Annotated in this window: 1 rRNA gene; it reads right to left on the bottom strand. The window is 50.7% G+C overall.

The annotated features are described in order from the left end of the window. A 23S ribosomal RNA gene (locus F8C76_RS18185) occupies positions 1-343 on the bottom strand; the annotation flags it as partial.

Below are 343 nucleotides of genomic sequence, written 5' to 3'. Positions count from 1 at the left end.
CCAGTCAAACTACCCACCACACAATGTCCCCGATCCCGATAAGGGACCTAGGTTAGAACCTCAAACATGCCAGGCTGGTATTTCAAGGACGACTCCACAGTAACTAGCGTCACTGCTTCAAAGTCTCCCAGCTATCCTACACAAACAGGTTCAAAGTCCACTGTGAAGCTATAGTAAAGGTTCACGGGGTCTTTCCGTCTAGCCGCGGGTACACAGCATCTTCACTGCGATTTCGATTTCACTGAGTCTCGGGTGGAGACAGCGCCCCCATCATTACGCCATTCGTGCAGGTCGGAACTTACCCGACAAGGAATTTCGCTACCTTAGGACCGTTATAGTTACG

The organism is Flagellimonas olearia (assembly GCF_009184425.1).
Classification (GTDB): Bacteria; Bacteroidota; Bacteroidia; order Flavobacteriales; family Flavobacteriaceae; genus Flagellimonas; species Flagellimonas olearia.
The sequence above is the reverse complement of the archived record's forward strand: the minus strand, read 5'-3'. Positions and strand labels throughout refer to the sequence as shown.